Origin of the sequence: Kineosporia succinea, from assembly GCF_030811555.1 — a bacterium.
Taxonomy (GTDB): domain Bacteria; phylum Actinomycetota; class Actinomycetes; order Actinomycetales; family Kineosporiaceae; genus Kineosporia; species Kineosporia succinea.
In genome coordinates, this window is record NZ_JAUSQZ010000001.1 from 16133 (window position 1) to 42908 (window position 26776).

At 70.9% G+C, this 26776-nt stretch carries 24 protein-coding genes; 5 read left to right on the forward strand and 19 right to left on the reverse strand.

Going from position 1 to position 26776, the window contains the following annotated elements:
• Nucleotides 1-86: 86 nt before the first annotated feature.
• Nucleotides 87-1070 carry a methionyl-tRNA formyltransferase gene (gene fmt, locus J2S57_RS00100; protein WP_307236507.1) on the reverse strand — a complete coding sequence of 328 codons (984 nt, stop codon included), beginning with the start codon at nt 1068-1070 and terminating at the stop codon, nt 87-89.
• Nucleotides 1071-1102: 32 nt separating this feature from the next.
• The gene (gene def / locus J2S57_RS00105; RefSeq protein WP_307236510.1) at nt 1103-1648 is read right to left on the reverse strand and encodes a peptide deformylase; all 546 of its coding nucleotides are present in this window, start codon (nt 1646-1648) and stop codon (nt 1103-1105) included.
• A gap of 95 nt (nt 1649-1743) precedes the next feature.
• On the opposite strand from def, the gene J2S57_RS00110 reads away from it, so the two are divergent.
• Genes J2S57_RS00110 through J2S57_RS00125 form a run of 4 tightly spaced genes read left to right on the forward strand, consistent with a single transcriptional unit; the run spans nt 1744 to nt 5082 of the window.
• On the forward strand, nt 1744-2796 hold the full coding sequence (locus tag J2S57_RS00110) for an ABC transporter substrate-binding protein (protein ID WP_307236514.1): 1053 nt from the start codon (nt 1744-1746) through the stop codon (nt 2794-2796).
• A 38-nt stretch (nt 2797-2834) separates the two neighbouring features.
• Complete coding sequence (locus J2S57_RS00115) at nt 2835-3575, forward strand: ABC transporter ATP-binding protein (RefSeq protein ID WP_370882535.1); 741 nt, start codon at nt 2835-2837, stop codon at nt 3573-3575.
• Nucleotides 3572-4324, forward strand: coding sequence for an ABC transporter permease (locus tag J2S57_RS00120; RefSeq protein WP_307236521.1), 753 nt, complete (start codon nt 3572-3574; stop codon nt 4322-4324). The genes J2S57_RS00115 and J2S57_RS00120 overlap by 4 nt, the downstream gene beginning before the upstream one ends.
• Nucleotides 4321-5082: an ABC transporter permease gene (locus tag J2S57_RS00125; RefSeq protein ID WP_307236524.1), complete on the forward strand. Its 762-nt coding sequence runs from the start codon at nt 4321-4323 to the stop codon at nt 5080-5082. Before J2S57_RS00120 ends, J2S57_RS00125 begins: the two co-directional genes overlap by 4 nt.
• A 353-nt stretch (nt 5083-5435) precedes the next feature.
• Here J2S57_RS00125 and J2S57_RS00130 read toward each other — a convergent pair whose 3' ends face one another.
• The 17 genes from J2S57_RS00130 to pyrR all read right to left on the reverse strand — a co-directional run bounded on the left by J2S57_RS00130 (nt 5436) and on the right by pyrR (nt 25937).
• Complete coding sequence (locus J2S57_RS00130) at nt 5436-5924, reverse strand: hypothetical protein (protein ID WP_307236529.1); 489 nt, start codon at nt 5922-5924, stop codon at nt 5436-5438.
• A gap of 76 nt (nt 5925-6000) precedes the next feature.
• Nucleotides 6001-8145 carry a primosomal protein N' gene (locus J2S57_RS00135; RefSeq protein ID WP_307236532.1) on the reverse strand — a complete coding sequence of 715 codons (2145 nt, stop codon included), beginning with the start codon at nt 8143-8145 and terminating at the stop codon, nt 6001-6003.
• A 70-nt stretch (nt 8146-8215) separates the two neighbouring features.
• Nucleotides 8216-9406: a methionine adenosyltransferase gene (metK, locus tag J2S57_RS00140; RefSeq protein WP_307236534.1), complete on the reverse strand. Its 1191-nt coding sequence runs from the start codon at nt 9404-9406 to the stop codon at nt 8216-8218.
• Nucleotides 9407-9554: 148 nt separating this feature from the next.
• The gene (locus J2S57_RS00145) at nt 9555-10901 is read right to left on the reverse strand and encodes a bifunctional phosphopantothenoylcysteine decarboxylase/phosphopantothenate synthase (RefSeq protein WP_307236537.1); all 1347 of its coding nucleotides are present in this window, start codon (nt 10899-10901) and stop codon (nt 9555-9557) included.
• A gap of 9 nt (nt 10902-10910) precedes the next feature.
• On the reverse strand, nt 10911-11171 hold the full coding sequence (gene rpoZ / locus J2S57_RS00150; RefSeq protein WP_231481587.1) for a DNA-directed RNA polymerase subunit omega: 261 nt from the start codon (nt 11169-11171) through the stop codon (nt 10911-10913).
• Nucleotides 11172-11230: 59 nt separating this feature from the next.
• Nucleotides 11231-11863 (reverse strand): guanylate kinase, encoded by a 633-nt coding sequence (gene gmk / locus J2S57_RS00155; protein WP_370882536.1) that lies wholly within the window; start codon nt 11861-11863, stop codon nt 11231-11233.
• A gap of 22 nt (nt 11864-11885) precedes the next feature.
• Complete coding sequence (mihF, locus tag J2S57_RS00160; protein ID WP_307236543.1) at nt 11886-12200, reverse strand: integration host factor, actinobacterial type; 315 nt, start codon at nt 12198-12200, stop codon at nt 11886-11888.
• Nucleotides 12201-12999: 799 nt separating this feature from the next.
• Complete coding sequence (locus J2S57_RS00165; RefSeq protein ID WP_307236546.1) at nt 13000-13596, reverse strand: GTP-binding protein; 597 nt, start codon at nt 13594-13596, stop codon at nt 13000-13002.
• A complete protein-coding gene (locus tag J2S57_RS00170; protein ID WP_307236549.1) occupies nt 13577-13942 on the reverse strand; it encodes a DUF742 domain-containing protein in 366 nt (121 codons plus the stop codon). Before J2S57_RS00170 ends, J2S57_RS00165 begins: the two co-directional genes overlap by 20 nt.
• Nucleotides 13939-14364 carry a roadblock/LC7 domain-containing protein gene (locus tag J2S57_RS00175; RefSeq protein ID WP_307236552.1) on the reverse strand — a complete coding sequence of 142 codons (426 nt, stop codon included), beginning with the start codon at nt 14362-14364 and terminating at the stop codon, nt 13939-13941. Before J2S57_RS00175 ends, J2S57_RS00170 begins: the two co-directional genes overlap by 4 nt.
• A gap of 91 nt (nt 14365-14455) precedes the next feature.
• Nucleotides 14456-17404 (reverse strand): sensor histidine kinase, encoded by a 2949-nt coding sequence (locus tag J2S57_RS00180; RefSeq protein WP_307236554.1) that lies wholly within the window; start codon nt 17402-17404, stop codon nt 14456-14458.
• 376 nt (nt 17405-17780) lie between these two features.
• Nucleotides 17781-18635, reverse strand: a complete 855-nt coding sequence (pyrF, locus tag J2S57_RS00185; RefSeq protein WP_307236556.1) for an orotidine-5'-phosphate decarboxylase — start codon at nt 18633-18635, stop codon at nt 17781-17783.
• Nucleotides 18632-21952: a carbamoyl-phosphate synthase large subunit gene (gene carB, locus J2S57_RS00190; RefSeq protein WP_307236558.1), complete on the reverse strand. Its 3321-nt coding sequence runs from the start codon at nt 21950-21952 to the stop codon at nt 18632-18634. The genes pyrF and carB overlap by 4 nt, the downstream gene beginning before the upstream one ends.
• Entirely contained in the window at nt 21936-23072 is a 1137-nt protein-coding gene (carA, locus tag J2S57_RS00195) for a glutamine-hydrolyzing carbamoyl-phosphate synthase small subunit (RefSeq protein WP_307236561.1), read from the reverse strand. Before carA ends, carB begins: the two co-directional genes overlap by 17 nt.
• Nucleotides 23069-24376: a dihydroorotase gene (locus J2S57_RS00200; protein WP_307236564.1), complete on the reverse strand. Its 1308-nt coding sequence runs from the start codon at nt 24374-24376 to the stop codon at nt 23069-23071. Before J2S57_RS00200 ends, carA begins: the two co-directional genes overlap by 4 nt.
• On the reverse strand, nt 24376-25338 hold the full coding sequence (locus J2S57_RS00205) for an aspartate carbamoyltransferase catalytic subunit (protein ID WP_307236566.1): 963 nt from the start codon (nt 25336-25338) through the stop codon (nt 24376-24378). The genes J2S57_RS00200 and J2S57_RS00205 overlap by 1 nt, the downstream gene beginning before the upstream one ends.
• Nucleotides 25335-25937, reverse strand: coding sequence for a bifunctional pyr operon transcriptional regulator/uracil phosphoribosyltransferase PyrR (gene pyrR / locus J2S57_RS00210; RefSeq protein ID WP_370882422.1), 603 nt, complete (start codon nt 25935-25937; stop codon nt 25335-25337). The genes J2S57_RS00205 and pyrR overlap by 4 nt, the downstream gene beginning before the upstream one ends.
• 214 nt (nt 25938-26151) lie before the next feature.
• Between pyrR and bldD the strand changes: the two genes are divergently transcribed.
• On the forward strand, nt 26152-26649 hold the full coding sequence (bldD, locus tag J2S57_RS00215) for a transcriptional regulator BldD (RefSeq protein WP_214155234.1): 498 nt from the start codon (nt 26152-26154) through the stop codon (nt 26647-26649).
• Nucleotides 26650-26776 lie beyond the last annotated feature (127 nt).

The following is a 26776-nucleotide window of genomic DNA, read 5'->3' on the forward strand; positions in this document are numbered from 1 at the left end:
CTCCTTGAAGTGCATTGGCCTGTTATCACCCGGCAGGGTGGACAGGAAAGGTGCGGACCGGCCGGCGCGGCAAGCGCGCACCGACGTCACCGGCCACCCCCGGAAGCCGGGGTGGCAGCGGAACCGTCCGGCGCGTCCTCAAGACCGAGACGCTCGCCCTCGCCCGGGCGCGCACCCCGCGCCCAGTCGACGGCGGCCATCGCCTTCTTGCCCGCGGGCCGCACCTCGCCCAGCTCGACCGCACCGGTCGACGTGCCCACGTGCACGGCCTTCTTCAGCACCCGGACCTCGCCCGGGGCCAGGGGTTCGGCGTCGTCGGGAAGCGGCGACACCGGCCCGAGCCCGAGCCGGGCACCGCGGAACGTCGTCCACGCACCCGGCGCCGGGGTGCACCCACGCACCCGGCGGTCGATCGCGACGGCGGTCTGCGACCAGTCGACGCGGGCCTCCTCGACCGTGATCTTGGGCGCCAGCGACACACCCTCCTCGGGCTGCGGGCGTCCCTCCATCTCGTCGGCGGCGAGCCCGTCGAGCACCGCGACCAGCAGCCCGGCACCGCCCTCGGCCAGCCGGTCGAGCAGGTCGCCGGAGGTGTCGCGCGGACGCACCGTCTGCGTCATCACGCCGTAGACCGGGCCGGTGTCGAGGCCCTTCTCGAGCTGGAACACCGATGCCCCGGTGACCTGGTCACCGGCCATGATCGCGCGCTGCACGGGCGCCGCGCCGCGCCAGGCGGGCAGCACCGAGAAATGCAGGTTGATCCAGCCCAGACGCGGGATGTCGAGGGCCCGCTGCGGCACCAGGGCGCCGTAGGCGATGACGGCCACGCAGTCCGCCCCGAGCGCGGCCAGCTCCTCGAGGAACCCGGGATCGCCGGGCCTGTCCGGCTGGAGCACCGGCACGCCGTGCTCGTCACCCCACTGCGCGACCGGCGAGCGGGAGACCTTGCGGCCCCGCCCGGCGACGGTGTCGGGCCGGGTGAGCACGGCGATGATCTGATGGTCGGAGGCATGGATGGCCTCGAGCGGCGGCAGGGCGACCTCGGGGGTGCCCGCGACGATGATGCGCACGGTGGAGTCTCGCTGACGTATCGCGGAGGGAACTAGACGGCGCGCCCGAAGGTGGCGTGCGGGCTGACCTTGACCTGGGGCGGCGGGGCACCGTTCCACTCGGCCTCACGGATCGCCTTGAGCGCGAGCTTGCGGGTCTCCCGGTCGAGACGGTCGATGAACAGGATGCCGTCGAGGTGGTCGGTCTCGTGCTGGATGCAGCGGGCCAGGAGCTCGCTGCCCTCGATCGTGACCGGCTCACCGTGCTGGTCGAAACCCTTGGCCACGACGCGCAGCGAGCGCTGGGTGTCGAACACCAGGTCGGGCAGGGACAGACAGCCCTCTTCGCCGTCCTGCTGCTCGACGGACAGGTCGAGGTCCGGGTTGATCAGATGCCCCAGCTCGCCGTCCACGTAGTAGGTGAACACCCGCAGCCCGACCCCGATCTGCGGGGCGGCCAGCCCGGCGCCCGGCGCGTTCATCATGGTCTCTTGCAGGTCTTTGACCAGAGTGCGCAGCTCACGGTCGAAATCCACGACCGGCTCGGCCTTGGTGCGCAGCACGGGGTCGCCGAACAGGCGGATGTTCTGGACAGTCACCGGTCGAGTCTACGGGCCGACGCAAATGCCCTTTGTCCTCAAAAGAGACATAAGCCGAAACACGGTCGCAATCGAACGCTCCTAGCGTCAGCCCGATGTACCCCGAACTCTCCCGTCGCCGGTTGTTCCAGGCCGGTGCCCTCGCCCTGGCCGGCAGTCCGTTCCTGGCCGCCTGCGGTTCCGACTCCGGCGCGTCCGCGGGTGCGGGTGCGGAGGGGTTCGGCGAGATCGCCGTCCAGCTCTCCTGGATCAAGAACATCGAGTTCGCCGGTGAGTACATGGCCACCGCGAACGGCTACTACGAGCAGGCCGGCTTCTCGAAGGTGGAGCTGCTCGCGGGCGGGGCCTCGGGCACCACCGCCGAGTCCGCGCTGGCCACCGGCAAGGCCTTCGTCGGGCTCTCCACGCCGACCGTGACCGCGCCCGCGATCACCAAGGGCGCGCCGCTGAAGATCGTCGGCACGACCTACCAGAAGAACCCGTTCTGCATCGTCAGCATCGACAAGAGCCCGATCGCGACACCGGCGGACATGGCCGGCAAGAAGATCGGCGTCCAGAGCGGCGCCAACACCGTCATCTTCGCCGCACTGCTGGCGGCCAACGGCATGACCGAGGACGACGTGGAGATCGTGCCGGTGCAGTTCGACCCGATGGTGGTCACCACCGGTGAGGTCGACGGGTTCATGTCGTACATCACGAACGAGCCGATCCTGCTCGACTCACGGGGTTTCGACGTCACCACGTTCCTCCTCGCCGACAACGGGCTGCCGCTGGTGGCCGAGACGTTCACCGTGCTGCAGTCGTCGATCGACGACGAACGCGACAAGGTCAAGGCGTTCCTGAAGGCCGAGATCCAGGGCTGGGCCGACGCGGTCGCGAGCCCGGAGAAGTCGGCCGAGCTGGCCGTGAACACCTTCGGCAAGGACCAGGGCCTCAAGCTCGAGGAGCAGGTCAAGGAGGCCCAGGCGCAGAACGACCTGGTGGTCAGCGACGACACGAAGGCGAACGGGCTGTTCACGATCTCGCCCGAGCTCATCGAGGCCAACCTGCGGGCGCTGGAGCTGGCGGGCACCCCGATCACGGCCGAGAAGCTGTTCGACCTCACGCTGCTCGACGAGGTGTACGCCGAGAACCCCGACCTGAAGTGACGGGTATCGAACTGCAGGGCCTGGGGCGCACCTTCCGGATGGGCCGCCGATCGGTCGCGGCTCTCGAAGACGTGCGACTGAGGACGTCCCGGGGCTCGTTCGTCTCTCTCCTCGGTCCGTCGGGGTGCGGTAAGTCGACGATCCTGCGGATCCTGGCCGGGCTCGAGAAGCCCGACGCCGGATCGGTTCTCGTGCACGGCGAGACGCCGCTCGAGCTGCGCGCCCGGCACCACCTGGGCATCGCCTTCCAGGACGCGGCCCTGCTCCCCTGGCGCAGCGTGCGCACGAACATCCGCCTGCCCCTGGAGATCTCGGGCATCACCCCAGACAACGCGTACATCGACGAGCTCGTCGACCTGGTCGGGCTGAAGGGATTCGAGAAGGCCCGCCCGTCGCAGCTGTCCGGCGGCATGCGGCAGCGCGTCTCGATCGCGCGGGCGCTGGTGGTGAAACCGTCGGTGCTCCTGCTCGACGAGCCGTTCGGGGCCCTCGACGACATGACCCGCCAGCGGCTGAATCTCGAGCTGCTGCGGATCTGGACCCAGAAGCCCGCCACGACGCTGATGGTGACGCACGGCGTCAACGAGGCCGTGTTCCTCTCCGACGTGGTCGCCGTGATGAGCCCGCGCCCGGGGCGCATCGTCGAGGTCGTCCCCGTCGATCTCCCCCGTCCCCGTACCCCCGAGATGATGCGCACGCCCGAGTTCCACGCCATCGCCGATCGTCTCTCCGAATTGCTGTTCGGTGCGTCCGGCGGTGCGTCGATGGTGGACGCGTGAACTCACCTTCCCGACCCGGCCGGCTGGGTGGCGCGGTCGGGACCGGTCTCCTCCTCGTCCTCTGGTCGGTGCTCGCCCTGACCGTCGTCCCCGAGTCGGTACCCACCCCGTGGGCCGTGCTGGCCCAGATGGCCGACGACGGCTGGGACTTGTACGCCACCAACGCCGGCATCACCCTGCGCGGAGCCGCCCTCGGGTTCGTCTGGGGCAACGGCGCGGCCCTGGCCGTCGCCACGCTCGCCCTGCTGTTGCCTCCGCTGGAGACCGTGGCCACCCAGCTCGCGGTGATCAGCTACTGCGTGCCGCTGACCGCGATCGGCCCGATCGTGCTGGTCATCTTCGGCGGCCGCGCGCCCACCGTGTTCCTGGCCGCCCTCTCGGTCTTCTTCACCACGCTCGTCGGCTCGCTGCTCGGCCTCAAGGCCGCCGACCGCGCGAGCCTCGACCTGGTGTCGGCCTACGGCGGCGGACGGTTCGCCCAGCTCCGCAAGGTCAGGCTGGTCGCCGCCGCGCCGCACGTCCTCAACGCCCTGAAGATCGCCGCCCCCGCCGCCATGCTCGGCGCGATCCTCGGCGAGTACCTGGGCGGCATCGACAACGGACTCGGCGTGGCCCTGACCGTGGCCCAGCAGCAGTACGTGGTGCCGCGTACCTGGGCACTGGCACTGGTGACGGGCCTGCTCGCCGGACTGGGCTACGCGTTCTTCGCGCTGCTGGCCCGTTTCACCACGCCGTGGGCCACGTCGTGAGACTCGTGCGGGCCCTCGCGCCGCTCCTGGTGTCGGCGGTGGTCGCGCTCGCGGCCTGGGAGCTCTTCCTGCGCGCGTTCGACGTGAACCCGCTCGTCGGCAAGAACCCGGCCGCGGTCTGGGACTACCTGTCCGCGTCGGCCGAGAACCGTGCCGCCGTGACCGAGCCGCTGCTCGTGACCCTCGCCGACGCGTCCCTCGGTTTCGCCGGAGGCCTGCTCGCCGCGCTGCTGGCCGCTGTGACCTTCGTGCTGTTCCGCAGTGTCGAGCAGGCCTTCCTGCCGGTCGCCATGCTGCTGCGCTCGGTGCCCCTGGTGGCCATGACCCCGCTCGTGACCCTGGTTTTCGGACGCGGCGCGACCGGCGTGGCCGTGATCGCCGGGATCGTGGTCTTCTTCCCGGCGCTGGTCACGATCGTGTTCGGGCTGCGCTCGGTGAATCCTCTGGCCCGTGACCTGGTGGCGGCCTACGGCGGTGGGCGCCTGGCCCAGTTGCGGGTGGTCTCGCTGCCCGGGGCGCTGCCGTCGCTGTTCGCGGCGATGCGGATCTCCGTGCCCGGGGCACTGATCGGGGCGCTGGTGGCGGAGTGGCTCGCGACCGGCAAGGGCATCGGCGGCGAGATCCTGCGGGACATCGGGGCGTTCGGCTACGACCATCTGTGGGCGTCGATCGTGGTGCTCACGGCGGTGTCGGTGGTGCTCTACACGGCGCTGAGTGTGGTGGAGCAGGCGGTGCTGGCGAGGTTCAGCACGGACTGAGGCGGGACGCTCGCCGGTCGTGGCACAGGGGTAGCCGCTATACCGGTTCGGTATAGCGGGTATCCCTGTGCCGGCGCCGATGTGGGGCGGAGCTGGGCGACGGGGGCACGCGACCAGGTCAGTGGCCGGCGTCGGGCAGCCGGGACAGCGGCCAGGTTGGACGGCCAGGTTGGACGGCCAGGTCAGGCGACCAGGTCAGGCGACCCGCTGAGCGGCCAGGCTGGGGCTCGGTGTCCAGGTCGGGCCGGGGCCGAGGTTGAGTGGCCGGGTCAGTGGCCGGGTCAGTGGCCGGGTCAGTGGCCGGGTCAGTGGCCGGGTCAGTGGCCGGGTCAGTGGCCGGGTCAGTGGCCGGGTCAGTGGCCGGGGCTGTTCGCGTCTCGTGCGTAGCCGGGTTTGAGTGACGGCGAGGGCAGCCGGATGCGGCGGGCTTTGGCCTGCTTGCTGTGGCTGCCGTTGCCCGGGCCGCGTGGACGGATCAGGCGCACGAACTCGTCGCGGTCTTCGACACTCACGAACAGGGTGGTCAGCGGCACCTTCCAGCCCAGCACCCGGGCCTGCACACCGACGTTCAGCTGAATGCGCACGAGTTGCCGGGTGGTGCCGTTGACCAGCCAGGTGCCGCGCCAGCCGTGCACGCCGATGCTGATCACGGCGCGCTCCTCGAGGTCGGCGGCGGCGATCGCGTGGCGGGGGATCGTGGCCTGGAAGGCCCAGCCCATCCACACCCGCACGGACTCGTCGCTCACCACGATGCCGCTCACCGACGGCCCGCAGGCAAGTGCGCCGAGCAGCAGGCGCATGCCCCGGGCGTAGGCGATCCGGAAAGCTCGGTCTTCCGCCATCTCCACCACCTCTGCCCTCGACACTACGGGCGTCGTGCCGGGAAGGCGAGGGATCGGGCCTCGCCGAGGCCAAGGTTCACCCCGGGTTGAGCGGGTTGAGCTGGATGCGTGTCGCCCCCGGCTCGCGCCGGGAGCTGCGGATCGCGGCGGCCTCGTGCAGACACCGGGCCAGGTTCTCCAGCTCCTGGCGGGGTGCCCGCAGCAGCACGCGCACCTGGGTCTCGTCGATCGCCTCGGGTTCGGCCGGCCTGCTCTCCTCCAGGCCGGCGAGGGTCTGGGTGCGGGGTATGTGGCGGCGCTGCGGTTTCGGTTTCGGCTCTTCGGCGGCGACCGGGGACGCGTCGAGCACCTCCGTCGGCCCCAGCGTCAGGGTGCCCTCGGGGAGCCGCGCGGTGCGGACGAGGGAGTTGACCGCGGTCGCGGTGCCGGTCACGTCGGCCATCACCACGGCGGGCGGGAAGCCCAGCTCGGTGCGCTCGTCGAGCTCCCGTTCGGCCTGGGTGCCCGGATCGATGCGCACGAGCGCCTGCACCGCGGGAGCCTGCGGGTCGGCGGCGATGATCACCGAGCCGTGCGGCCGCACCTGGGCCGCCGCGCCCAGCCAGCGGCGCAGCGCATCTTCGCTCGCCCGCAGGTCGGGACGCTCGAGCAGCCGCCCGGCGTCGAGCAGCACGGCCGCGGCGTAGCCGCCCTCGACCGGCGGCTCGATACCCGGCGTGGACACGACCAGCGCGTTGACCGGCACGTGGGGCGTGGGCCCGTCGGCCTGCGGCACCACCACGGCGGCGCCGGAGAAGGCCTGCCCCAGTTCTTCGGCCGTGCGCCCGACCCCGACGGTGGTGGCGCGCAGCCGCCGGCTCTGACAGCTGCCGCACCGCCAGGCCGCGGCGACGCGACCGCACCAGCGGCACTCGGGCAGACCCGCCTCGTCTTTCTTCAGGCGGGCCGGGAACCCGAGCGGACCGTGACAGTGCTCGCAACGGGCCGGGTGGCGGCAGTCCTGGCAGGCCAGGCCGGGCAGATAGCCGGCGCGCGGGACCTGCACCAGCACCGGCCCCTGCTTCAGGCCGTCGCTGATCGCCCGCCAGGCCGGGCTGGGCAGTCGCCCGTGCGCGGACGGGTCGTCGCGACCTCCGAACGCGGTGGCCGCGACCTGGATGCGGGGCCACGCGTCGCGCACCACCGCCCGGTCGGCGCCGACCGGGCGGGCCCATCCGGACCGCAGCCAGGCGGCACACTCGACCGAACGCGACCAGGAGCCCGCGATCAGCGCGGCGCCCTCGAGCTCGGCGCGCACCGCCAGGACCTCGCGGGCGTGCGGATAGGGAGAGCGGGGCTCGGCGTGCATCTCGTCGCCGTCGTCCCAGATCGCGACCAGGCCCAGGTCGTGCACCGGGGCGAAAGCGGCCGCGCGGGTGCCGATCGCGACCTTCACGTCGCCGCGCGAGACCGCCAGGAAGTTGCGGTAGCGCGTGGTGGGCCCGAGATCGGCCTCGAGCCGGGCGTGCCGCCCCTCCCCCAGGCGTTGCGTGAGAGACCGGTCGAGCGCGTCGACGTCACGCTTGTCGGGCAGCACCACGAGCGACCCGCGGCCGTGACGCAGTGCCACCTCGATCGCGGTGGCCAGGTCGTCGTGCCAGTGACGGCCGGGCAGGGCGGCCCAGACGGCGCGGGGGGCGTCGCCGGCGGCGATGCGGGTGAGCAGGGCGTGCCCGGCGCGGTATTGCTCCCAGCCTGTTATCGGCTGCTCAGTGAGTGGTTCCAGGGGCTCGGGCCGCGGGGCCTGCTCGACCCGGGCGTGGCGCGGCGGCACGGCCAGGCGCAGCACGTCGGTGAGGTTGCCGGCGTAGCGCTCGGCCACCCGGCGGCACAACCGCAGCACGGCCGGGGACAGCACCGGCTCGGGCGAGACCACCTTGCGCAACGGCGCCAGCTTGCCCGGGTGCTCCGACTCCCCCACCCGCTCGAGCAGGTAGCCCTCGATGTCCTGCCCACCGAAACGCACCCGCACCCGCACCCCGGGCTGCGCGGCCTCGGACATCGGCTCGGGCACCAGGTAGTCGAACACCCGGTCGAGATGGGGCAACGGCACGTCGACCGTGACCCGGGCGACCGGTAGCTCGGCGGCCGCCGCAGCCGGGGGTCTGGGCTTGCGGCCACGGGTCGCGGCGCGGAGCAGTTCCAGCTGGTCGCCGGAGCTGGCGTCGGATCCGGTGCTCATGAGCCTCAATCTAAAGCAGCCCGGCCGCCACCTCTCACGGTGACGGCCGGGCTGTGGACAACTCTCACATCTAACCGATGAACGACTTCAGGGCGTCGACGCGGGTGGTCTGCTCCCAGGTCATGCCCTCGAGGTTGCGCCCGAAGTGACCGTAGGCCGCGGTCTGGTGGTACTTCGGCTTCAGCAGGTCCAGATCACGGATGATCGCGGCCGGCCGCAGGTCGAAGACCTCCTTGATCGCCTCGGTGATCTTGCTGTTCGGAACGGTCTCGGTGCCGAACGTCTCCACGTACAGACCCACCGGCTGCGCCTTGCCGATCGCGTAGGCGACCTGCACCTCGCACCGCTTGGCCAGGCCGGCGGCGACCACGTTCTTCGCCACCCAGCGCATCGCGTACGCAGCCGAGCGGTCGACCTTCGACGGGTCCTTGCCGCTGAACGCGCCACCACCGTGACGGGCGAAACCACCGTAGGTGTCGACGATGATCTTGCGGCCGGTCAGACCGGCGTCACCCATCGGGCCACCGACCTCGAACCGGCCCGTGGGGTTGACCAGCAGGCGGTAGTCGGAGGTGTCGATGTCGATGCGGTCGAGCACGGGCTTGATCACGTGGTCGACGACGTCGGGCTGGAGCAGGTTCTCCAGGCTGACGTCCGCGGCGTGCTGGCTGGAGACGACCACGGTGTCCAGGCGAACGGCCCGGTCACCGTCGTAGGCGATGGTGACCTGGGTCTTGCCGTCGGGGCGCAGGTACGGGACCTCGCCGCTCTTACGGACCTCGGTCAGGCGCTCGGCCAGACGGTGCGCCAGCCAGATCGGCAACGGCAGCAGCTCGGGCGTGTCGTCGTTCGCATACCCGAACATCAGGCCCTGGTCGCCGGCCCCCTGCAGGTCCAGCGGGTCGGCCCCGGCCTCGACCCGCGCCTCGTAGGCGGTGTCGACGCCCTGCGCGATGTCCGGCGACTGCGCACCGATGCTGACCTCGACGCCACACGAGTTCCCGTCGAAACCCTTGGTGCTGGAGTCATAACCGATGTCCAGGATCGTCTTGCGCACGATCGAGGGGATGTCGACGTAGGACTTCGTGGTGACCTCACCGGCCACGTGCACCAGACCGGTGGTGACCATGGTCTCCACCGCGACCCGCGACGCCGGGTCCTGCTGCAGAAGAGCGTCGAGAATCGCGTCACTGATCTGGTCACAGATCTTGTCGGGGTGCCCCTCGGTGACGGACTCAGAGGTGAACAGACGGTCGGACACGGCACTCCCGAAGGGTGTGATGACGAGCAGGCAAGTATGGAACGTTGACGGGCGGCGAACTCGCGTCGTCCGCGCCGCCTACTCTAACCATCCTGGTAGACAAGGGGCAGGTCGGCTGGCACAGCCTGTCTCCAGGACTGTGGCCGGACTATTGGCCGGGCGTCGGCAGCAGCTTGCGCACCGAGTCCCAGATGGCCTCGGCGACCGCTTCCTTGGTACCCGCCGGCACGGGCGTGACGGTGCCGTCGGCCGCGAGAACCGTCACCTCGGTGTCGGCCCGGCCGAAGACCTTGCCGGCCGACACGTCGTTCAGCACCAGCAGATCACAGCCCTTGCGGGCGAGCTTGGCGGTGGCGTGCTCGAGTGCGGTGCCGGTGTCGTCGCCGGTCTCGGCCGCGAAACCGACCACGACCTGCCCGGCACGTCGCCGCGCGACCAGCCCGGCGAGGATGTCGGGGTTGCGCACGAGCGTGACGACCGGTGCGTCGTCGGTATCGGCGTTCTTCTTGATCTTGTGGCCGGCGACCTGCGCGGGCCGGAAGTCGGCGACCGCGGCGGCCATCACCACGACGTCGGCGGCCGGCGCCGCACCGCTCAGGGCGTCGCGCATCTGCAGGGCGGTCTCGACGCTCACGACCTCGACGCCGTCGGGGGCCGGGACCTCGATCGGCCCGGCGACGAGCGTGACCCGGGCCCCGCGGTCGCGGGCGGCGCGGGCCAGGGCGACACCCTGGCGGCCGGAGCTGCGGTTGCCCAGGAAGCGGACGGGGTCGAGGGGTTCGCGGGTGCCGCCGGCGGAGACGACGACGCGCACGCCGGCGAGGTCGCCCGGACGCCGGGGGGCCGACGCGGCGGCGATCTCCGGCACCACGCTCCCCGCCGACGTGTTCGACGGCACCGGGGGGTCGGCAGCGGCCACGGAACTCGCAGGCGCCGGGCTCCCGGCGGAGGGAGCCGGGTCCAGCAGCCCCAGAGCCACGGCGAACAGCTCTTCCGGCTCGGGCAGCCGGCCCGGACCGGTGTCGGCACCGGTCAGCCGGCCGCTGGCGGGCTCGATCACGTGCGTGCCCCGCTCGCGCAGGGTGGCGACGTTGGCGACCGTGGCCGGGTGCAGCCACATCTCGGTGTGCATCGCCGGGGCGAGCACCACCGGGCACCGGGCCGTGAGCAGCACGTTGGTGAGCAGGTCGTCGGCCAGCCCGTGAGCGGCCTTCGCCAGCAGATCGGCGGTGGTGGGGGCCACCACGACCAGGTCGGCCTGCTGGCCGATCCGGACGTGCGGCACCTCGTGCACGTCGTCCCACACCGACGGGGAGACGGGGTGCCCGGAGAGGGCCGCCCAGGTGGGGGCGCCGACGAAGGTCAGCGCGGCCTGGGTCGGGACCACCCGGACGTCATGACCCGCCTCTTTGAACAGGCGCAGCAGCAGGCACGCCTTGTAGGCGGCGATCCCGCCGCCGACGCCGAGAACGATGCGGCGGCCCGTCACTGCCATGAACGAAGGTCAGTCGTGCTTCTCGGCGGTCAGCAGGCCCTCGTTGATCTCGCGCATGGCGACGGAGAGGGGCTTCTCCTGCACGTGCGTCTCGACGAGCGGGCCGACGTACTCCAGCAGGCCCTCACCGAGCTGCGAGTAGTACGCGTTGATCTGACGCGCGCGCTTGGCGGCGAAGATGACCAGCGAGTACTTGGAATCGACGGTCGACAGCAGGTCGTCGATCGGCGGGTTGGTGATGCCTTCAGGGCTGGCAACGGTTCCGGACACACGAACTCCAGGCGTAGATGGTGCGTACAGCTCAGCACACGGTCGGGCCGAGCGCGAAATCAGTGGTTCGACTCCACCGAGCTCACCGGGTCGGCCGGGCTCTCGATCGGGGTCAGACCCATCCATGATACGAGCTCGTCGGTGGCCCGGCGGACGTCGTCGTTCACGATGCCGATGTCGAACTCCGACTCGGCCGCCATCTCCACCTCGGCCGTGCGCAGGCGTCGGGCCCGCTCCTCGCTGTCCTCGGTGCCCCGGCCGACCAGCCGGCGGACCAGCTCGTCGAGACTCGGCGGCTTGAGGAACACGAAGAAGGCGCCCGGCATGGTGGTGCGGACCTGCCGCGCCCCCTGCAGATCGATCTCCAGCAGGGCCGGCCGGCCCTGGGCGAGGATCTCCTCGACCGCGGCGCGCGGGGTGCCGTACCGGTGCCGGCCGTGCACCACCGCCCACTCCAGGAGCTGATCGGTCGCGATCAGCTCGTCGAACTTCGCGTCGTCCACGAAGAAGTAATGGACGCCGTCCTGCTCACCCGGCCGCGGCGGCCGGGTGGTGACCGAGACGGAGAGCCAGATCTGCTCGTAGCGGCGGCGGATGTCGGCCGCGACCGTTCCCTTTCCCACCGCTGTGGGTCCTGCCAGTACCGTCAGCCGTCCTGGCCGAACCGACCCGCCCCCCGACGGGTCCTGCAGCTCCGTCCCGATCACCGCTGTTTCAGCTCCCGAAGCGCTTGACGAGCGCCGCAATCTGGTTGGAGCCGAGGCCACGCACACGCCGGGACTCGGAGATGCCGATCTCTTCCATGATCTGTCGGGCACGCACCTTGCCCACGCCGGGAAGAGCCTCGAGAAGCGCCGACACCTTCATCTTGCCGATCACCTCGTTCTCCTGCCCCTCGGTAATTACTTCCCCGAGTGAGCCCTGCGAGTACTTGAGCCTGTTCTTGATCTCGGCACGAGCACGCCGAGCCTCGGCCGCCTTCACCAGGGCGGCGGCCCGCTGCTCGGGAGTCAGGGGGGGCAGAGCCACTTGAGTCACCTCAGTTGTTCGTCGAACTCAGTAGGTAGTTGAGCCGTACCGGAGCAATTCCGGCCGTCCGGCCGATCATTCTTGACCGATCGGCGCAGGCAGACCGCGAAATCTGGTCCGAACCTAGCGAGTCGGTATCCCGGAGGGCAACGCGGGGGGCCGTGTCGCCACAGCCCCGGCCACCTTGCCGTTCCGTTCGCCATTCCCGCCAGCTTCCAGCCGGGTTCCGGTCGCGACGAAGCACCGATCAGAATGATCGGGGCATCGCTGGGAGCCGACACTAACGGCTAATCCAGACATACTGGTATTCATGTCCTCCGAAACGCGCCCTGAAACCGACATCCGGGCATGTTTATCGGCTCGGACCTGGAATTTCCCGCCCGGAATCGCTGAGCGTGATCCTGCCACGACGCACTGAGTGTCCCCCGGGCAGGTGGCGTCCAGCCCTCCTGAACGCACCCGCGACGCACCCGAAGGGGTGCAGAAGCGCCGTGCCCGAGAGTGCGTGAGGTGGCAGCAGGGCGTCGATGAGCAATGAGGGACGCGTCGGCCGGGTGTGTGGGGGCGGTACCGGTGAGGTGCCGGTGAGAGTGCAGGTCAGGGCGCCGGGGCGGCGCCAGAGCCCTCCAGGGCCCGTCTGGGGCCCTCCCACCACCGTCGGCGGGACGACGGGCGGCGCCCGGCCACCACGTCCACCCTTGATGCCCTTGAGCCCTCGAACGCCGAAGGGCACCTGCCGGTGCGGCAGGTGCCCTTCGGGGAGATGGCGCGGTACGGGAGCGCCTCGGTCAGGCCGGGGTCAGGCCGGGGTCGCGGTGGCCATCGTGATCGCGTGCTCGGCCAGCGTGACCAGGAGCTCCTTGCACGACGCGCGCTGACGCACGTCGGCCAGCACCACCGGTACCCGCTCGTCGATGTCGAGGGCCACCCGGACCTCGTCGGGCGTGTACTCGGCGTCGCCCTCGAAGCAGTTCACCCCGATGACGAACGGGATGCCCCGGCGCTCGAAGAAGTCCACGGCCGGGAAGCAGCTCTCCAGCCGGCGGGTGTCGGCCAGCACGACGGCACCGATCGCGCCCTCGGCCAGCTCGTCCCACATGAACCAGAAACGGTCCTGGCCGGGTGTGCCGAACAGGTAGAGCACCAGCTCCGGGCTGATGGTGATGCGGCCGAAGTCGAGCGCGACCGTGGTGGTCTTCTTCTGCTCGACGCCGGAGAGGTCGTCGACACCACGGCTGAGCTCGGTGATGAGCTCCTCGGTGCGCAGGGGCGGGATCTCGCTGATCGCGCCGACCATGGTGGTCTTACCGACCCCGAAGCCACCCGCGATGAGCAGCTTCACCGCCGTCGCGCGCACCCCGGGCCGCTGGTTCGGGTCAGAGTCGGCGTATGCCATTGATAACCGCCTGAAGGACGTTGATGTCGGGGGTGACGGCCGACCGGAACATCAGGAGCTGCCGGTCGATCAGGTCACCGATGAGGATCTTGACGACGCTGAGCGGCAGGCCCAGGTCGGCGGACACCTCGGCGATGGACTTGGGGTGCTGGCACATGGTGACGATCTGGAGCCCCTCGGGCTCCAGCTGGTCGGCCAGCTGCGGGGTGACCCGCTGCAGGGACACCACCAGCGTGATCATCGCGAGGTCGCGCTGCTTGCTGGTGGTGCGCCCGCGGGTGAGGGCGTACGGGCGGACCAGAGGCCCGGCCTCCTCGTCGAACCAGTGCTGATCCGCCGGGGTCACGGCCTCGGCCCCACCCCTGGTGCCGCGTCCTCGCGCGGCTGCGAGCTGAGGTACGTGCCGACCTGCTTGACCAGCAGGTTCATCTCGTACGCGACCATGCCCATGTCGGCGTTCACGTCGGCCAGGAGCGCCAGGCACGCTCCCTGACCGGCCGCGGTGACGACGAGGAAGTAGTTGTCCATCTCGACGACCGTCTGCCGCACCCCGCCGCCGCCGAAGTGCCGGCCGGTGCCGCGGGCCAGGCTCTGGAAGCCGGAGGCCACCGCCGCCAGGTGCTCGCCGTCGTCACGGGTGAGGTTGCTGGACCGGCCGATGAGCAGGCCGTCGGACGAGAGAACGATCGCCCGGTCCGCGCCCGGGAGCCGGCGGAGGAGGTCCTCCACCAGCCAGTCCAGGCCACCCATCGCGCTGTTCTGCGTCATCTCGCCTTCCAGTCAGTGGTTCGCGGGAACAGTGTTCTCGCCTTCCTTCTTCATTGGTGATGCCTAGTGCCGCCGGCTGATCGTCAGGGGATCAGGCGTCCGGTCGTTCGGTGCGTCCGCGCTGGGTGCCGCGCTGGAACGCCGCCATCCGGTTGCGGGCGGCGTCCGGGTCCATCGGGCCCGTGGTCTCGGTGCCCTGGGGCATGGCCCCGGTGGAGGGCAGCGGCTGGTTCTTCAGCCGGTCGGACAGGTGTGCCTGCCGGGTGCGGCGGGGCAGCTCGGGCCGTCCGGTGCGGCCGGCCGGGCGCGGGGCCGGGCCGGTCGCGGGTCCGCCCCGGACCCCGGCGGGCGGGGTCGGCGCGGCCTTCGAGTGCGTGCTCACGGCGCCGGTGCCCATCGACCCGGTGTTCATCGACCCGGTGTTGGCCGGGGCGCCCGGGGTGCGCAGGGGCAGGCCGCCGGTGGCCGGGCCCGGGGTGCGCGAGGCCAGGTAGTCGGCCCGGGCCTGCGGGTTCACCGACGGGCCGGGCTGCCCGAAGCCACCGTTCTGGCCGTTCTGGCCGTCGATCCGCGGGACCTGCGAGGTCGGCGGGTAGAGCGCCGGACGCGGTTCGGCACCGCGCTGGGGCATGGCGTGCACCTGCGCACCTCCACGGTCGTTCCCACGGTCGTGTCCACGGTCGCTGCCACTGTCGTAACCCCGCTCGCCGGCGAGGTCGCCCCGGTCGGAGCGGTCGAGTCGCTGCAGCGGCCCGGTCGCCGAGCGCGGGGCCTCCGGGGCCACCGACAGCGCCGGGGCGGCCGGGCGGCGGTGGTCCGTCCGGTCGTTGCGGTCGCCCCGGTCGTTGCGGTCCGGGACCACCGAGATCTCGCCGGTCATCTCGCCGGTGATGGCCATCCGCTCGTGGAGCGAGCGCATGCCCGGCGCGGCGGAGGCACCGTTCTCGTCGCCCTCGGAGCTGTCCAGCGCCAGCGGCTGGGAGCTGCCGGGCAGGACCCCCGAGGAGTCGAACAGCTCGGCCGGGATGAGCACGACGGCCTTGGTGCCGCCGTAGGCCGGCGACGGGGTGAGCGTGACCCGGATGTTCTGGCCGGCGGCCAGCTGGGCCACCACGAACATGCCCAGGCGCGGCTCCTCGCGCAGCGTCAGCGCGTGGAAGTCCGGTGCGCTGGTGAGCATCTCGTTGAGCTCGGCGAGCTTGTCGGCCGGGATGCCCAGGCCCTGGTCCTCGATCTCGAGCACCAGGCCCTTGCCGACCAGGTTGCCCCGGACCTCGACCTTGGACATCGGCGGGGAGAACGAGGTGGCGTTGTCGACCAGCTCGGCGAGCAGGTGGATGACGTCGGCCACGGCGCCACCGTTGATCGACAGGCGCGGCAGGCGGCCGATCGACACCCGGGCGTAGTCCTGGGCCTCGGAGATCGACGAGCGCACGACCTGCAGCAGGTCGACCGAGTTGCGCCAGCGGCGGCCGGGCTGGCCGCCACCGAGGATGACCAGGTTCTCGGCGTTACGGCGGGCACGGGTGGCCAGGTGGTCGAGCTCGAACAGCAGCTCGATCTGCTCCGGGTCCTCCTCGAACCGCTCGGCCTTCTCCAGCACGCCGAGCTGCCGGTGCACGATGACCTGGCTGCGGTAGGCGATGTTGAGGAACACCTCGCGCAGACCGGCCCGGGTCTCGGCCTCCTGCACGGCGGCGCTGACGGCGACCTCCTGCGCGTGGTTGAACGCGCTGGCGACCTCACCGATCTCGTCGCGGCCGAACTGCAGTTTCGGCATCTCGCGCATCTCGTCGGTGACGTCACCGGTGCGCAGCCCGGAGACCAGCGCGGGCAGCCGGTTGTCGGCCAGGTCGAGCGTCTGGTCGCGCAGCCCGCGCAGGCGGCGGCCCAGGCGGTTGGACTCGCGGGTGGTCAGGGCGAGCACGATCGCGGCGAACACGACCAGGCCGAGACCACCGGCGATCGACTGCAGGTAGCGGCGCTCGGCCAGGTCCACCGCCATGCCGGAGGAGTAGGCGAGCTGCTCGATGGCGATGTCGACGAGCTGGTCGGTGACGTCGTTGTAGGCCGTCTCCCAGGCCGAGGAGGCGATCGGCAGCTCGGTCTTCAGGTTGTTGTTCTTGACCTGGGCCGGCGTCGGGTCGCTGTCCATGAGCGTGTACTGCGCCCCGGTCACGGAGGCGACGTCGGCGCCGTTGAGCAGCTTGGAGCGCTCGCGCAGGGTCAGCGCGTCGGCGGCGAGCACCGCGTTCTCCACCGCACCCTGCTGGCGCCAGGCGCCGCTGCCGGTGAGCGCGGTGATCTTGGCCTGCAGCGGGGCGGTCAGCGTGGAGCCGATCTCCTCCAGCCGCTCCCGGTAGAGGCCACCGGTCTTGACGAAGGTCTGGTACTCCTCGGGCGTCAGGCCCTCGTTCGACATCGCCAGCAGCGCCAGCGAGTTGCCCTGGGACATCTGGTTGACGACGCGGATCAGCTCGGCGGCCTGGCGCTCCTGCTCCGACGACTCACCGTTGGGCGCGGTGCGCGCCATCAGCGAGATCGCGCGGAACGTCAGGTTGACGAAGCTGCTCCAGTACTGCTGGGCCTCGGCGGCCGGCAGCTCGCGGGAGTCGACGCTGGCACGCATGGCCGCCATGCCCGCCCCCAGTTCGCCGAGGTCGGCGAACACCGGGCTCAGGTACTCCGGGGCGTTCTGCTGCAGCAGCACCGCGTCGGCGTTCAGCGTGGCGAGCACCTGGTCGGTGCGGGCGCGCTGGGCGTCGAGCTCGGTCTTGGAGGCGTCCGGGTCGGCGAGGTACTCGACGCTCAGCCGCCCCTCACGTTCGGCCTCGGGGATGAAGGCGCGGGACGACCCGAGCTGGGTCTCCATCACGCTGTTGCCGTCACGGATCTCCCGGGCCGAGAGGGCCAGGTAACCGGCGAGGACGACCCCGACGAGAAGCAGCGAGAGACTGGGGACCCAGCCGATCATCAGGATGCGGGCCCGGATCGACCGTCCACCCAGTCGCTTTCGGGTACCGCTGGCCTTAGGAGCCATCGAGACGGCATTCCTTCCCGAACCCCGGGACGCCAGGGGTGAGGGCCGTCCGGGTCCGTTGAACGTTTCCGGTGGTGACAAGTGCGGGGAGCCTCGGGGACCGTGAGGGCACACCTGTTGTGCCGCATCCGATTTGGTACGGATGTGGCCCTGAGGGGTGCAACAGTGGCACTGTCCGGTTATGGGAGTCAAGTGCGGTTTACGCAGAGTAGGCCTACGCATACGTACTTGATACGGTCATATCCGACAGATGTTAATTGCCACTCTCCGAACCGGTGACGTCACTCGCCGCAACCGCTTTCGTGTCCGGTTCGTGATGAACCCGGGCAAACGAAGGGCCCGGCTCTGGCGAGCCGGGCCCTTCGGGGAGGAACGATCAGGCGCGCAGCGCCAGACTCACGGCTTCCACGGTCCGGTCCGCGGCCTCCCGCAGCCCCGCCACGGTCGGCCCGGCGCCGAGCACCTCCCGTGAGGAGTTCGGCAGCACGTGACGCAGGGCCGGCCCGAACACCTCCCGCAGGTCGTCGGCGGTGGCTCCCTGTGCCCCGATGCCGGGCGCCAGGATCGGCCCGTTCAGGGCGGACAGGTCGTGCTCGCGCCCCGCACCGGTCACGGTCGCCCCGACCACCACGCCTACCGAACCGAGCGGCCCGGCTCCCGCGTTCTCCGCCGCTACCGCGTCGATGATGTTCTGCGCCACGGTCTTTGGTCCCGACGAGACCGACGAGACCGAGGGGACCGCGTGCTGCACCTCGCCGCCCTCCGGGTTGGAGGTCAGCGCCAGCACGAACACGCCGCGGCCGTTCGCCGCGGCCAGGTCGAGCAGCGGACGCAGCGATCCGAACCCGAGGAACGGCGAGACCGTCACCGCGTCCCCGGCCAACGGTGAGGACTCCCCCACGAACGCGTCGGCGTAGGCCGACATGGTCGAGCCGATGTCACCGCGCTTGGCGTCGACGACGCTCAGCCCGCCCTCCTCGCGAATCCCCTCCAGAGCCCGCTCCAGCACCGCGACACCCTTCGAACCGTGCCGCTCGAAGAACGCCGCCTGCGGCTTGATCGCCGCGACCCGCCCGGCCAGGGCCTCCACCACGGTCATGGTGAAGGTCTCCAGGCCGGCCACGTCGTCGTCCAGGCCCCACTTCGCCAGCAGACCCGGGTGCGGGTCGATGCCGACGCAGAGGGGACCGTGCTCGCCGATCGCCGCGCTCAGTCGCGAACCGAAGGTCACAGCTTCTGCTCCGACCGCAGCTCACCCAGCCGCATGGCATGCTCCTGCAGCGAGGCCACCCGCACCGGCTCGTTGCGCGCGGCCTCGATCGCCTGCACGGCGGCCGAGAACTGCTGGATGGTGGTGATGATCGGCTTGTCCACGGCGGTGGTGATCGCGCGGATCTCGTAGCCGTCCATGCGCGCGGCCGGGCCGGAGGGGGTGTTGACGACCATGTCGACCTCACCGGCGCCGATCATGTCGACGATGGTGCGCTCCCCCGTCGGGCCCTGACCGGCACCCAGCTTGGCCACCCGGGTGCTGGCAATACCGTTGCGGCGCAGCACATCGGCCGTGCCGTCGGTGGCCAGCACCGTGAAGCCCAGGTCGACGAGGCGCTTGACCGGGAAGATCAGGGCGCGCTTGTCGACGTCGGCCACCGAGACGAAGACCGTGCCGGTGTCGGGCAGACCGCCGAACGCGGCCGACTGCGACTTGGCGAAGGCGTGCGGGAAGTCGGTGTCGATGCCCATGACCTCACCGGTGGAACGCATCTCCGGCGAGAGCAGGGTGTCGACGATCTTGCCCTCGGCGGTGCGGAACCGCTTGAACGGCAGCACCGCCTCCTTCACCGAGACCGGCGACTCGGCCGGCATCGTGCCGCCGTCGCCCCGGGCCGGGAGCATGCCCTCGGCCCGCAGGTCGGCGATGCTCGCGCCGAGCATGATCCGGGCCGCCGCCTTGGCCAGCGGCACCGCGGTCGCCTTGGACACGAAGGGCGCCGTACGGCTCGCCCGCGGGTTGGCCTCGAGCACGTAGAGCACACCGGCCGCCAGGGCGAACTGGACGTTCAGCAGGCCCCGCACCCCGACGCCCTGGGCGATGGCGAAGGTGGACTCACGCACCCGCTCGATGTCGCGCTGGCCCAGGGTGACCGGCGGCAGCACGCAGGCCGAGTCGCCGGAGTGGATGCCGGCCTCCTCGATGTGCTCCATCACGCCGCCGAGGTACATCTCGTCACCGTCGAACAGCGCGTCGACGTCGATCTCGATGGCGTCGTCGAGGAACCGGTCGACCAGCACCGGCCGGCCCGGGCCGACCTCGGTGGCCCGTTCCAGGTAGTCGGCGAGCTGGGTCTCGTCGTAGACGATCTCCATGCCGCGCCCGCCCAGCACGTACGACGGGCGCACGAGCACCGGGTAGCCGATCTCGGCGGCGATCTGCGCCGCGCGCGGGAAGCTGATCGCGGTGCCGTGCTTGGGCGCGAGCAGACCGGCGTCGGCCAGCACCTGCCCGAACTCGCCGCGGTCCTCGGCCAGGTCGATGGCCTCCGGGCTGGTGCCCACGATCGGCACCCCGTTGGCCTTCAGCGCCGCCGCCAGACCCAGCGGGGTCTGGCCGCCGAGCTGCACGATCACGCCGACGAGCTCACCGGAACGGCGCTCGGCGTGCACGATCTCGAGCACGTCCTCGAGGGTGAGCGGCTCGAAGTACAGCCGGTCGGAGGTGTCGTAGTCGGTGGAGACCGTCTCCGGGTTGCAGTTGACCATCACGGTCTCGAACCCGGCGTCGCGCAGCGCGAAGGACGCGTGCACGCAGGAGTAGTCGAACTCCACGCCCTGGCCGATCCGGTTCGGGCCGGATCCGAGGATGATCACCTTGCGACGGGACGACGGGGTGACCTCGTCCTCCTCGTCGTAGCTGGAGTAGTAGTACGGCGTGCTGGCCGCGAACTCGGCCGCACAGGTGTCGACCGTCTTGTAGACCGGGCGCACCCCGAGGGCGTGGCGCACGCCCCGCACGACGTCTTCCGCCAGGCCGGACAGAGCAGCCAGCTGGGCGTCGGAGAACCCGTGCCGCTTGGCCTCGCGCAGCAGCTCCGGGGTGAGGGCGTCGGCCGCGCTCACCTCCGTCGCGATCTCCTGGATCAGCATCAGCTGGTCGAGGAACCACGGGTCGATCCTGGTCGCCTCGAACAGCTGCTCGACCGTGGCGCCGGCCCGGATCGCCTGCTGCACCTGGCCCAGACGCTCGTCGGTCGGGACCTTGATCGACTCGAGGAGGGGCTCCAGCGAGGGCACCGGCCCGTCCCAGTGGAACGCCGCGCCCTTCTTCTCCAGCGAGCGCAGCGCCTTCTGCAGGGCCTCGGTGAAGTTCCGGCCGATCGCCATCGCCTCACCGACCGACTTCATCGTGGTCGTCAGCGTGGTGTCGGCGGCCGGGAACTTCTCGAACGCGAAGCGGGGCACCTTGACCACGACGTAGTCGAGCGTGGGCTCGAAGCTGGCCGGGGTCTTCTCGGTGATGTCGTTCGGGATCTCGTCGAGCGAGTAGCCGACGGCGAGCCGGGCCGCGATCTTGGCGATCGGGAAGCCGGTGGCCTTGGACGCCAGGGCGGACGACCGGGAGACGCGCGGGTTCATCTCGATGACGACCACGCGGCCGTCGGCCGGGTTGACCGCGAACTGGATGTTGCAGCCACCGGTATCGACGCCGACCTCGCGGATGACCGCGATGCTGATGTCGCGCAACCGCTGGTACTCGCGGTCGGTGAGGGTGAGCGCGGGCGCCACGGTGATCGAGTCACCGGTGTGCACGCCCATCGGGTCGAGGTTCTCGATCGAGCAGACCACCACGACGTTGTCGTTGCGGTCGCGCATCAGCTCGAGCTCGTACTCCTTCCACCCGATGATCGACTCCTCGAGGAGCACCTCGGTGGTCGGCGAGTAGTGCAGGCCGGCGCCGGCGATGCGCTCCAGGTCGTCGCGGTCGTACGCGATGCCGGAGCCGAGGCCGCCCATGGTGAAGCTGGGGCGCACGACGACGGGGTAGTTGAGCTGCTCCGTCGCGGCGACGCAGTCGTCCATGGTGTGGCAGATGAAGCTGCGGGCCACCGACGCGTCGAGACCGTGGACCTCGCGGACGCGGTCGACGACGCCCTTGAACAGCTGGCGGTCCTCACCGGCCTCGATCGCCGCGACGTTGGCGCCGATCAGCTCCACGTTGTACTTCTCGAGGATCCCGGCCGAGTGCAGGGCCATCGCCGCGTTGAGCGCGGTCTGGCCGCCGAGGGTGGCGAGGATCGCGTCGGGACGCTCCTTGGCGATGATCGCCTCGATCACCTCGGTGGTGATCGGCTCCACGTAGGTGGCGTCGGCGAACTCCGGGTCGGTCATGATCGTGGCCGGGTTGGAGTTCACCAGGACGACCCGCAGGCCCTCCTCGCGCAGCACGCGGCAGGCCTGGGTGCCGGAGTAGTCGAACTCGCAGGCCTGGCCGATGACGATCGGGCCGGAGCCGATGACGAGGACGCTGGAGATGTCAGTTCTTCTGGGCATCGGCGCTGTGCTCCCCCATGAGATCGGCGAAGCGGTCGAACAGGTAGCCGGCGTCGTGCGGTCCGGCTGCCGCCTCGGGGTGGTACTGCACCGAGAATGCAGGCCCGTCAACAAGTTTGAGACCCTCGACGACGTCGTCGTTGAGGCAGACATGGCTCACCTGAGCCGTGCCGAACGGCGTCGCGAACGTGCCCTCACGGGGCGCGTCGACGGCGAAGCCGTGGTTGTGCGCGGTGACCTCCACCTTGCCGGTGGTGCGGTCCATCACCGGCTGGTTGATGCCGCGGTGGCCGTAGCCGAGCTTGTAGGTGCCCAGGTCGAGCGCCTGACCGAAGAGCTGGTTGCCGAAGCAGATCCCGAAGAACGGGATGCGGCGCTCGAGCACCTCCCTCAGCAGGGCGATCTGGGGCTGCGCGGTGGCCGGGTCGCCGGGGCCGTTGGAGAAGAAGACGCCGTCGGCCCCGGTGGCGAGCACCTCGTCGATGGTGGCCAGCGCGGGCAGCACGTGGGACTCGATGCCCCGCTGCGCCATCCGCTGCGGCGTCATCGACTTGATGCCGAGGTCGAGCGAGGCCACGGTGAAGCGCTTCTCGCCGATCGCGGGCACCACGTAGGCCTGCGACGTGCTGACCTCGTCGGCCAGCGCGGCGCCGGACATCTCCGGGGCGTTGCGCACCTGCTCGAGCAGCTCGTGCTCGGGCGCCAGCGCGGCGCCGGAGAAGATGCCCACCCGCATCGCCCCGCGCTCACGCAGGTGGCGGGTGATGGACCGGGTGTCGACGTGGGAGATGCCCACGACCCCCTGCGACGACAGCTCGTCGGGCAGCTCGCGGCGCGAGCGCCAGTTCGAGGCCCGGCGCGCGGGGTCGCGCACCACGTAGCCGGCCACCCAGATCTTCGAGGACTCGTTGTCCTCGTCGTTCACACCGGTGTTGCCGATGTGCGGGGCCGTCATCACGACCACCTGGCGGTGGTACGACGGGTCGGTCAGGGTCTCCTGGTAGCCGGTCATGCCGGTCGAGAAGACCGCCTCGCCGACCGTGCTGCCGACGGCGCCGTAGGCGCGGCCGCGCCAGGTGGTTCCGTCCTCGAGCACGAGGACTGCGGGAACCTGAGTCACTGCGGCACCTCCGAAAGAGCCTCGTTGAGGACGCCGTCCAGAACGGTCGGGCGTCCCGCGTAGAAGGTCGCCACGACGCGACCGTGCATCTCCCGGCCCCGCACCGGGGAGTTACGGCCCATCGTGGCCTGGGTTGCAGGATCGCACTCCCACCGGGCCGACGGGTCCACCAGGGTCACGTGAGCCGGTTCACCGACGACCAGGGGCCGGCCCTGCGAGGACACCCGGCCGATCCGGGCCGGGGCCACCGACATCCGGTCCGCGACCTGCTCCCAGGTCAGCAGGCCGGTGTCGACCATGGCCTCCTGCACCACCGACAGGGCCGTCTCGAGGCCGGTCATGCCCATCGACGCGACGCCCCACTCGCAGTCCTTGGCCTCGACCGGGTGCGGGGCGTGGTCGGTGGCCACGATGTCGATCGTGCCGTCGGCCAGCGCCTCGCGCACCGCCTGGACGTCCGCCGCCGTGCGCAGCGGCGGGTTGACCTTGTAGACCGGGTCGTAGCTGCGCACCAGCTCGTCGGTGAGCAGCAGGTGGTGCGGCGTCACCTCGGCGGTCACGTCGATGCCGCGGCCCTTGGCCCAGCGCAGGATCTCGACCGACCCGGCCGTGGACACGTGGCACACGTGCAGGCGGGAGCCGACGTGCCCGGCGAGCAGCACGTCCCGGGCGATGATCGCCTCCTCGGCGACCGCCGGCCAGCCGGCCAGCCCCAGTTCGGCCGAGACGACGCCCTCGTGCATCTGCGCGCCCTCGGTCAGGCGCGGCTCCTGCGCGTGCTGGGCCACGACCCCGTCGAACGCCTTCACGTACTCCAGGGCGCGGCGCATCAGCACCGGGTCCCAGACGCAGTGGCCGTCGTCGGAGAACACCCGCACGCCGGCGGCCGAGTCGGCCATCGCGCCGAGCTCGGCCAGACGCTCACCGGCCAGGCCCACGGTGACGGCGCCGACCGGGCGCACATCCACCCAGCCGTACTCGCGGCCCAGGCGCCAGACCTGCTCGACCACGCCCGCGGTGTCGGCGACCGGGTCGGTGTTGGCCATGGCGTGCACGGCCGTCCAGCCCCCCAGTGCGGCGGCGCGGGTGCCGGTCTCGACCGTCTCCGCGTCCTCCCGCCCGGGCTCGCGCAGGTGGGTGTGCAGGTCGACGAGACCCGGCAGGGCGACGAGCCCGTCCGCGTCCACCACCTGGGCACCGCTCGAGGTGACGGTGCCCAGCTGGGCGACCACGCCGTCCTCGATCAGGATGTCGGAGGAGGCGCCACCGAGCAGGCGGGCGCCCTTGATCAAAAACGAGCTCATCACGCGCCCTCTCCAGAGGTCTGACTCGACAGCAGCAGGTACAGCACGGCCATGCGCACGGCGACCCCGTTGGCCACCTGCTCGACGATCGTGGAGCGCGGCGAGTCCGCCGCCTCCGCGGTGATCTCCAGGCCCCGGTTCATCGGGCCCGGGTGCATGACCAGCGCGTGGTCGGGCAGCCGGTTCATGCGCCGCGCGTCCAGCCCGTAGCGCCGGGAGTACTCCCGCGCGCTGGGGAAGAACGCCGCGTGCATGCGCTCACGCTGCACCCGCAGCATCATCACCGCGTCCAGGTCGCCGTGACCGCCGTCGACCACGTCGTCCAGATCGTACGAGGTCGAGCACGGCCAGTGATCGATCCCCACCGGTAGCAACGTGGGTGGTGCGACCAGCACCACCTCCGCGCCCAGGGTCGTGAGCAGCGTGACGTTCGATCGGGCGACCCGGCTGTGCAGCACGTCACCGACGATCGCGACGCGCTTGCCCTTGAGGTCGGCCCCGGTGCCGTCCGGAATCAGGCGCGAGCGCAGCGTGTACGCGTCCAGGAGCGCCTGGGTGGGGTGCTCGTGGGTGCCGTCACCGGCGTTGAGGATCGTGCCGTCGATCCAGCCCGCGTGGGCCAGACGGTGCGGGGCGCCGGAGACCGGGTGCCGCACCACGACCGCGTCGGCGCCCATCGCCTTCAGGGTGAGTGCGGTGTCCTTCAGGCTCTCGCCCTTGGAGACGCTCGAGCCCTTGGCCGAGAAGTTGATCACATCGGCCGACAGCCGCTTGGCCGCGGCCTCGAACGAGATCCGGGTGCGGGTGGAGTCCTCGTAGAAGAGGTTCACCACGGTGCGGCCGCGCAGCGTCGGCAGTTTCTTGATCTCGCGCTGCTGGGTCGCGGCCATCTGGCCGGCCACGTCGAGGATCTGGATCGCGTCGTCGAGACTGAGGTCGGCGGTGGACAGCAGGTGCTTCACTTGGCGACCCCTCCCACGATGCTCACCACGTCGTCTCCCCCGTCGACCTCGGCGAGCCGGACCCGCACGCGCTCGAGGGTGGAGGTGGGCAGGTTCTTGCCGACGTGGTCGGCGCGGATCGGCAGTTCCCGGTGGCCGCGGTCGACCAGCACGGCGAGGCGCACGGCGCGGGGACGGCCGAACTCGCTCAGCGCGTCGAGGGCGGCCCGGATCGTGCGGCCGGAGTAGAGCACGTCGTCGACCAGCACCACGACCTTGTCGTCGACACCGCCCTCGGGCAGCTCGGTGCCGGCGATCGTGCGGAAGGCCTGCCGGCGCAGGTCGTCGCGGTGCAGCGTGACGTCGAGCGTGCCGACCGGGACGTCGGTGCCCTCGATCGAGGCGAGGCGAGCGGCCAGCCGGTGGGCCAGGGTCACGCCGCGGGTCGGGATGCCCAGCAGAACGAGGTTCTCGGCGCCCTTGTTGTGTTCCAGCACCTCGTGGGCGATGCGGCTGAGCGCGCGGCCGATCTCGGCGGGCTCGAGCACCACGCGGGACGTCACCTCGGGTGGATCGTCCGGTGCGCTGGGTGAACTCGGGGCAAGGCTTTTGGGCGACATGTGTCGACCCCCTCCTTCTCCGCCTCACGGGACGGATCGTTAAAGGACTGGGCACCGAAGGCGTTTTCGAGCACCTTTCGGCTCCCGGAGGCTACCAGCCGGTGACCGGCCGTGTAGCTCAGGCCCTGTTCGCCTACGCCGAGTGGCGAATTCCTTCGAGAAGTTTGCCAATGTGACTTGACGGAGTCAGTGACTCTCCGTGACTATCATCGGCATGGCATCTGATTACGCCAGGGCGCTCGGCGCCCGCCTGCGTGGGATCCGCACCCAGCAGGGGCTGTCCCTTCATGGGGTGGAAGAGAAGTCCGAAGGTCGCTGGAAGGCCGTGGTGGTCGGCTCGTACGAGCGCGGTGACCGTGCGGTCACGGTTCAGCGTCTCGCCGAGCTCGCTGATTTCTACGGTGTTCCGGTTCAGGCGCTCCTGCCTGACGCGGCTCCGACGGGGAGCAGCGAGCCCCCGCCGAAGCTGGTGCTCGACCTCGAGCGGCTGCAGTCCGTCCCGGCGGAGAAGGCGGGCCCGCTGGCCCGTTACGCAGCCACGATCCAGGGTCAGCGCGGTGACTACAACGGCAAGGTCCTCAGCATCCGGACCGATGACCTGCGTACGCTCGCGGTGATCTATGACGTGCCGCCGGCCGTGCTGGCCGAGCAGCTGATCACGTGGGGGGTCCTCAACGCGGACGCCCGCCGCGCGGTCGCCTCGGAAGACTGAACAGGCACCACCCGTATGGCAACACCTCTGTCCTGAGTGAGGGAGGGGCAGAGTTTCGAGCAGAGGACGCCGGGGCGGCCGGCGTCCTCGACCAACACGTCCTTCGGGCGGCACCACCAGCAACTCC